7 protein-coding genes are annotated in these 6909 nt (G+C 69.9%); 3 read left to right on the plus strand and 4 right to left on the minus strand.

The features are described 5' to 3' along the window. Nucleotides 1–76: 76 nt before the first annotated feature. The 3 genes from ABZ281_RS30935 to ABZ281_RS30945 all read left to right on the plus strand — a co-directional run bounded on the left by ABZ281_RS30935 (nucleotide 77) and on the right by ABZ281_RS30945 (nucleotide 2545). Entirely contained in the window at nucleotides 77–928 is an 852-nt protein-coding gene (locus tag ABZ281_RS30935; RefSeq protein ID WP_356660821.1) for a helix-turn-helix transcriptional regulator, read from the plus strand. A gap of 205 nt (nucleotides 929–1133) precedes the next feature. Continuing rightward, on the plus strand, nucleotides 1134–1490 hold the full coding sequence (locus ABZ281_RS30940; RefSeq protein WP_356660823.1) for a hypothetical protein: 357 nt from the start codon (nucleotides 1134–1136) through the stop codon (nucleotides 1488–1490). A 170-nt stretch (nucleotides 1491–1660) separates the two neighbouring features. Continuing rightward, nucleotides 1661–2545 (plus strand): hypothetical protein, encoded by an 885-nt coding sequence (locus tag ABZ281_RS30945; RefSeq protein WP_356660825.1) that lies wholly within the window; start codon nucleotides 1661–1663, stop codon nucleotides 2543–2545. Here ABZ281_RS30945 and ABZ281_RS30950 read toward each other — a convergent pair. The 4 genes from ABZ281_RS30950 to ABZ281_RS30965 all read right to left on the minus strand — a co-directional run bounded on the left by ABZ281_RS30950 (nucleotide 2524) and on the right by ABZ281_RS30965 (nucleotide 6661). Continuing rightward, nucleotides 2524–2847: a DUF397 domain-containing protein gene (locus tag ABZ281_RS30950; RefSeq protein WP_356660827.1), complete on the minus strand. Its 324-nt coding sequence runs from the start codon at nucleotides 2845–2847 to the stop codon at nucleotides 2524–2526. The two genes, ABZ281_RS30945 and ABZ281_RS30950, sit on opposite strands and share 22 nt — an antisense overlap. A gap of 266 nt (nucleotides 2848–3113) precedes the next feature. Beyond that, nucleotides 3114–3542 carry a hypothetical protein gene (locus ABZ281_RS30955; RefSeq protein ID WP_356660829.1) on the minus strand — a complete coding sequence of 143 codons (429 nt, stop codon included), beginning with the start codon at nucleotides 3540–3542 and terminating at the stop codon, nucleotides 3114–3116. 159 nt (nucleotides 3543–3701) lie between these two features. After that, a complete protein-coding gene (locus ABZ281_RS30960) occupies nucleotides 3702–5105 on the minus strand; it encodes an extracellular solute-binding protein (protein WP_356660831.1) in 1404 nt (467 codons plus the stop codon). After that, complete coding sequence (locus ABZ281_RS30965; protein WP_356660833.1) at nucleotides 5102–6661, minus strand: hypothetical protein; 1560 nt, start codon at nucleotides 6659–6661, stop codon at nucleotides 5102–5104. The genes ABZ281_RS30960 and ABZ281_RS30965 overlap by 4 nt, the downstream gene beginning before the upstream one ends. Nucleotides 6662–6909: the final 248 nt, after the last annotated feature.

Consider the following 6909-nt stretch of genomic DNA (forward strand, 5'->3'; position numbering starts at 1 on the left):
GGGAGCTGGCCGGAGCGCTGCGCCGCTCCATCGACCTCGTCTCCTACGAGCCGGGACGGCGCGACCCACTGGAGGTATGGACAGACAAGAGCTGGCCGGCTTCCTTCGCAGCAGGCGCGAGCGCATCACCCCTGCCGACGTGGGTCTGCCCGCCGGGCCGCGCCGCCGCACACCGGGGCTGCGCCGCGAGGAGGTGGCGCAGCTGGCGTTCATTTCGACCGAGTACTGCACGCGCCTCGAGCAGGCCCGCGGCCCGCGCCCCTCGCGCGAGGTACTCGCCGGCCTGGCCCGGGCCCTGCGCCTGTCGGACGCCGAGCGCGACCACCTGCACTACCTCGCCGGTGCCCCGCCCGGTCCGCAGGCCGGTCCCTCACGCGAAGTACCGCACAGCATCCTTGACCTGTTGCGGCGACTGCCGCACACCGCGGCGATCGTGCTCTCCGCGACCTACGAGGTGATCGCCTGGAACGATCTGGCCGCCGCCCTCCTGGAGGACTTCTCCCCCCTGTCCCGGCGCGAGCGCAACCTCCTGCGCCGTGCCTACCTCGCACCGGCGTCGCGCGAGCGGCCGCTGTACGACCCGTTCGACGCGGAGGCGTTCGCCCGCGCCGCGGCGCGGCGCCTGCGTGCAACCGCCGCCCGCTACCCGGACGACCCCGAGGTCGCCATGCTGGTCGGTGACCTCCTGTCCGGCAGCGCGAAGTTCGCCCGGCTGTGGGCCGCGCACGACGTGCGCCCCGAGCCCACCCTGCTCAAGACCGTCAACCACCCCCTGATCGGCCCCATCACCCTCAACTGCGACCTCCTCGACATCACCGTCCAGAACCAACAGGTCGTGCTCTTCACGGTCGAGCCCGGCTCTCCCGCAGAGCAGGCACTACGGCTGCTGTCGGTCATCGGCACACAGCGCATGGATGTACCCGGCTGAGGAGTCCTCGCGGAATGATCTTCATGTGCCATGGCAGAGGGACAGGTAGCTTCGTTCTTCAGCGCCTGGCACTCAGTCTGTTTGTGTGGCACAACCCGACGTACATTTTCGCAAGATCCACCTCAGCCCCCGGCCGGCCGCCTGGCACTTCCAGTACGACCGGTTCCTACTCGCAGCGGCCAGGCAGTCTTCTACGATCCGGTGCATGCTGGATCCCGAGCTGCTGGAACGGATCACCGCGCGGCGCGCGGAACTGGACGAACTCGAAGAACAGCTGACCAAACAGCTCGCAGAAGTGCGGGACGAGCGGGACGAACTCGCCGTCGCCGAACGCGTCCTTGAACGGATGACCGTGCAGCTCGCCGAGGAACGCGCCTCCGCCAGGCCGGTGCCCGGGCAGGTGGCCGGCCGGACGGTGATGCTGATCCCGCACCGAGAGCCGGGCACGGACGAAAGCATGCTCCCGCCGGACTACCAGCGCATCATCGCCGCGGTGCGACAGGCCGCCGGACCGATCATGGCCCGCGAGGTCGGCGTCGTAGTGGGGTGGACATCAGCGTGAAGGCCAAGCTGGAACCGCTCCGCAGCAAACTGGTCAGACTCGTGGACCGCGGCTGGCTGCGGAAACTGCCCGACGGCCGGTTCACCACCCGTCTGTGACCAGGAGTACCGTCAGGTGAAGCGGCTCGACACGGGCGTAACCGGGGCGCCCCCGGCGGCCGTTGGAACTCTGTGACAAATACCGAAGAGCGCGCCGAGGACACCTGCCCGCTTGTCTACCAGTGCCGACTGCCGCTGTCCACGCGGACCGTCAGCCACCTCGCCAATCTGCTGCGGCGCCACCTGAAAGCGATCCGGTCCAGGTGGCGAATCCTGCCGCCGGGGAAGATAGCGGTGATCGTCCTGGCCGTGCTGCGCCACGACCAGCGCCTGGCCGACATGGCCGGCGGCAACAACGTGTCCGAATCCACCGTCCGCCGCTGGCGCGACGAACTGATCGAGCTGCTCGCCGCCCAAGCGCCGCGCCTGGACCGCGCCGTGAAGAAGGCCGCGAAGCAGGGTGGGGAGGTGGTCCTGATCGACGGCACCCTCATCCGCACCCGGCGTCGCACCGGCAGGGCTGACCGGCGGAACCACTCCGGTAAGCACCGCAGCGGCGAGCAGACCGTTCGTGTCAGCCGCTCGCGGACCTCCCGCTCGAGCACCACCGCGACCGCCGTGCCCGCCCATCCTTCACCATGCACGGCAGAGATCATGGCGGACCGGTGCCACACCCGGCAGGATGGACCCGTGCCGAAGAACCCCCCGGAATCCATGCAGCATCACCTGCGCCAGCGTCTGAACACACACGCCCAGGCACGCTGGCCGCAACTGGCCCGGGTCGACGTCCGCTTCCGCGCCGGATTCGCCTACGTGGCAGCCGAGCTGAAGGACGGGGAGGAACTCCCCTTGTGCCGCCTGCGCTTCACCGGCGTCCTGCATACCTGGGGCTTCGCCCTTTACCTCGCAAGCCGGGACGGCTACCAGGACAACTTCCTCCCCACAGGACTGCCCTCCGGCAGTCCCGAAGACTGCCTCGACTGCGCCGGCGGCCTCTACCTCGACACCCCCGCCTGACCAACCCCAACACCCCTCCACGAACTAAGGCGGAGCAGCACTAGGGCCGGGTCCCGTCCGCGAGGACGGGACCCGGCCTCAGATGTTTTTAGGGCACTCGGTGACCATGACCGGCACACCGCCGATCGCCTGCGCCAGGCGGCGTAGGCCTTAGGCGAGACAGTGAGTACGCCAACTTCAGGATTCTTGGAGTCGCGGACTGCGACCCGGGCTTCAAGGTCGGCGACCTCCACACAATCGCCTCCGGTGTTGCCGCTGTACGACGACCTACGCCACAGCGCGTCGCCAACGTCGTACGCCACACGCCCGATCGGCCCGGTAAAACCGTGTGGTTCGAATGCGACACGAAGCAGTAGGGCGAATAGTTCGAGGGATCAGTGGGAGTTCCCGCGCGCTCGGATATAACGCCAGCCGAAATAGCAGGCCCCAGCCGCGCCGGCTACCGCGCCGGCCGCGCATGTCGCCGTCGCCCACGTGGCCATGTCCTGCGTGATCCACAGCAGGCTCACCGCGACCAGCGCCACGGAGAACAGGAATCGTTCACCGTGACCCGGTCCGCGGCGGCCAATCAGTCCCCGGTGGCCGTGCACTTGTACGTCACGCCCTTCATCCTGATGTCGCGGTATCCCACCTTCACGGAAAAATTGGTGGGGGCGACATCGGTTCCACCGCCGCCGCTTTCCTTCTTGCGGCAGTAATAGCCGAGTGCGTCGAGCTTCTTGATGTCGCTCATCGCCTGGTACTTCTTGTAGGAGGCGATCATGGCCGCACGCTTCTGCGCGGGCGTGGCCTCCTTCGCCTTCGTGTAGGCGTAGCACCCGATGCTGGCGCCGATCCCCACCCACGAGGCGCCCTTGGCCAGGGCCTTGGTCAGGCCCGCCGCGCCGCTGCCGATCCCCAGGACCGCGCAGATCTCGTCCGCCCCGACGCGCACTTCCGGCTGTGCCGGTGCCGCCTGTGCCGTCTGCGCTCCGACGGCACACAGCGCGCCGGTCATAGCGAAGGCTATTACGGAAGAAATTCCCTTGCTTCGTACGCTCACGAAGTCCATCCCCGTTCCCCGTTTACTTCACTTGCATGGTCAGTGCGAAATTGAGGCTACCCACGGGGATACACGTACGCAACGGAGGAGTTGTGAACATCATTGGGAGGATATTCAACCGGGTAAGACTTTCCTCAACGCCTCGTCAAGGCTTTTCGCTATCTCCGTGTCACCCGGCCGGCTTCCACCCGGGCCCTTCGGTGGGCCGTACAGCGCGTCGAGTTCGGTGATGAGGGTGCGGTTCACCGCGCCGTACAGAGGCGTGACCGGGCGTTGGACGGCCTCGCGGAGGGCCGGGTACAGGATGTGCCGGGAGTAGCTGGTGCCGTCGGCGAAACGGTCAGGGGGTGTGCGGACCGTGCTCTCGCCGGTGGGGGGCGCCGAGGGCGTCTCGGCGTACGCGGGGGCGTGCCGGCAGTCGGGGGCGGTACCCGGCTCCCGGTAGGCGGAAGCGCGTGTCGCGGCGAACCCGGCGCGCAGCAGGCAGCGTTCGCTGTCCGGATCGGTCAGGAACGCAATGAGTTCCTCCGCCTTGGCGGCCCGTTGGCCGGACAGGGAGGAGGTGACGGCGAGGTTCTGGCCGCCGAGCACCGCCTTGCCGGGCAGCCGGGCCACACCTAGCTCGCCCTTGAAGGTCTCGTAGAGGGTGGGATAGACGTACGGCCAGTGCCGCAGGAAAGTGGTGCGCCCCTCCGCGAAGGCGCTCAGCGACTCGGCCTCGCGGGACTCGGTCGCCTCCTCGATCATGTAGGGCTTCGCCGTACGCGCACGCAGTTCGGTCACGCCCGCCGTCAGCTGTTCCCTGGTCGCGACGTACGTGCCCTCGTCGTCGGTGATCCGGAAGCCGGGTACGGCCGAGGCGAACGCCTCGATCGCGTTGACGGTACGGCCCTCGTACGCGGCGAGCTGGGTGGTCCAGCCCGCGTTGTCGCCCTCGGGGTCGACGGCGTCGGTCAGCTCCCGCAGCTCGTCCCAGGTGGCCCCGTCGCTGAGCTCGGTACGGGAGGCACTGGCTTTCCGCAGGTGGTCCTTGCGGTAGTAGAGCAGGCCCGCGTCACTGTTGAAGGGGACCGCGAACCGCTTGCCGTCCCAGTACGACGTGCGGTCCACGGACGGTATGAGGTCCGTGGGGGACTCGACGGACGCGTCCGTCAGCGGGCGGATCAGGCCGGATTCGGCGAACTCCGGGATCCAGGTCACGTCGAGGTTCACCACGTCGTAGTCGGCGCTGCCGGACTGGAGGGCGCCGAGCAGCTGGCTGCGCTGCTGGTCGGCGGAGCCGGGGAGTTCCACCAGGCGGGCCCGGTAGCCGTGCTCGCCCTCCTTGGCGTTCCAGGCGTCGATGAGCTGCCGTCGGATGCCGTTCTTCCCGGTGACGTCCTGGCCGCTGGCCACCACGATTCGGGTGGAGGCGTCGGATCCTTGCGGCTGTTGCTGCCCCTCACCACCGGTGCAGGATGCCAGGGCGAGCAAAGACAGCAGGGACAGCACAGCGGCGGGCCGGCGGCGGGCCGTCATTCCTCCCCCGTTCCGACGCGGGCGACCTCGTCGTGCAGGGCGGGGGCCAGGTCGTCGCCGGCGTCCAGGCAACGCCCCCGGCTCGCCTCGGCGATGAGCGTGCCGGGGCGGCCGCTGTCGCAGGCCCCGCTGTTCAGGATCACCATGACCACAGGCACGCCCGCGGTCCCGGCCCGCTCGACCGCCTGCTTGAGTTCGTCGCCGGTCAGACGGGTGTCGTCCTCGCCGTCTGTGAGGTACACGATCAGCTGCGGCCTTTCGTCGTCGGCGCCGCGCTCCCGCATGAACGTCATGGCGTCCAGGAGGGCGGCGGGCGGATCGGCCTCCGCGTCCCGCACCGTGGTGGTGTCGAGGGCCCGCTCGGCGTCCTTGCGGGGATGTGTGCGGAAGCGCAGCAGCTCTGTGTGCGTACGGCCCTCGAGGCCGTGCACGGCCCACATCCCGTACTGATCCTCCCCGCCGAGCCCAGGCAGGGTCCGCTTCAGGATGCCGGGGCCTCCGCTGGGGCCGTCCCACAGACCGGCCATCGAGCCGGAGCTGTCGAGCAGGAAGAGGACTCGGCCGGATCCGTGCCCGTTGCCGTACTCCTCGAGTGTCTCGTCCAGCCCCGACGAGTCGGCGGAGTCCGGCGGGCGGACGGTGTCGGTCAGCCCGTCGGGGGCCGACTCGGCGTCGAGCAGAGCGCGTTCACCGCTCGAGGACCTGAAGCCCTGCTCGCCGAGCACCGCCCGGCCTTCCGCACCGGTCAGCCATGTGCGGAAGCGGTTCGCCTCGTCGTCGCGCGCGTTCGTATCCCGGTCGCCGTGATCCCAGCGCACCCGCACGAACGTCGGTTCCAGACCGGGTACGTCGTCGGGGTAGGCGGCGGTGCGCGGGACGCGGGTAACCGGGTGACAGTCGACCCCGCTCCTGAGCAGGAACTCCGGGACCAGGGCAGCGCTGCGGTCGTCCACGGCGTCGTCGTCGGGCAGCGTGCACAGCAGTTTGACGGCCGAGGGCTCGGGACGCTCGGGCCGGGTGAGGAGCCGCTCGGCACCGCGCGCGTCGTCCCCGTCGCCGTACAGGCCCATGGTCGCCATCAGTGCCGAGTCGGTGAACCCGGGGTCGGGGCGGTGCACTTCGGCGGTCCCGGGTGCGGCCTCCAGGGCGTCGACCAGCTCCGACAGCGGCCGCCCGGTGGGCTTCCCGAGGGTGCGGGCGAGGTCCTGCGGGACGGCCAGCACGACCGGCGAATACGCGAACGGCCCGGTGTCCGGCTCCAGTCGGGCGAAGACCCGGTCTTCCTGCGCGGCGGTGACCCGGCCGACGTCGGCGCCGGTCGCGGGTATCCACACGTCCGGCTGCGGGCCGATGTCCCGCTGCGGGTTGTCGTCCTCGCGCGGCTGCTGCCAGGCATCGGTCCGCTTGCTCAACGCGGTCACCACGGCGGAGGCGCCCGCGCTGTAGACGGTGGCGCCGCCGCGCCGGCAACCGTCGTCCGTGGTGTTCACGGCCGAGGCGAAGTAGGCGTCCGCGACCGCCTGCATCGTCGGTTCCAGGTCGGGGTCGGTCAGCACGCGCAGTTCCAGGGACGGCGCGCAGGTGACGGCATCTCCGATGAGGGCGAAGATCCCGTATCCGCCGGCACCGGTGGCGAGCAGGGCCAGCAGGAAGGTGAGCAGGGTCCGGCCGAGTCGGTCGGCGAGGGCCCGGACGCTGCCGGCCGCGCGTGCGAGCAGGCGTGAGCGGCGGGGGGCCCCCCGGTTGGGAGACCTCCCCGGACGGCCGCGGCATCACCGTCCCCGACGGCGTCACACCCGAGGAC

This window comes from Streptomyces sp. NPDC006265, from assembly GCF_040613555.1.
In the GTDB taxonomy this organism is placed as follows: domain Bacteria; phylum Actinomycetota; class Actinomycetes; order Streptomycetales; family Streptomycetaceae; genus Streptomyces.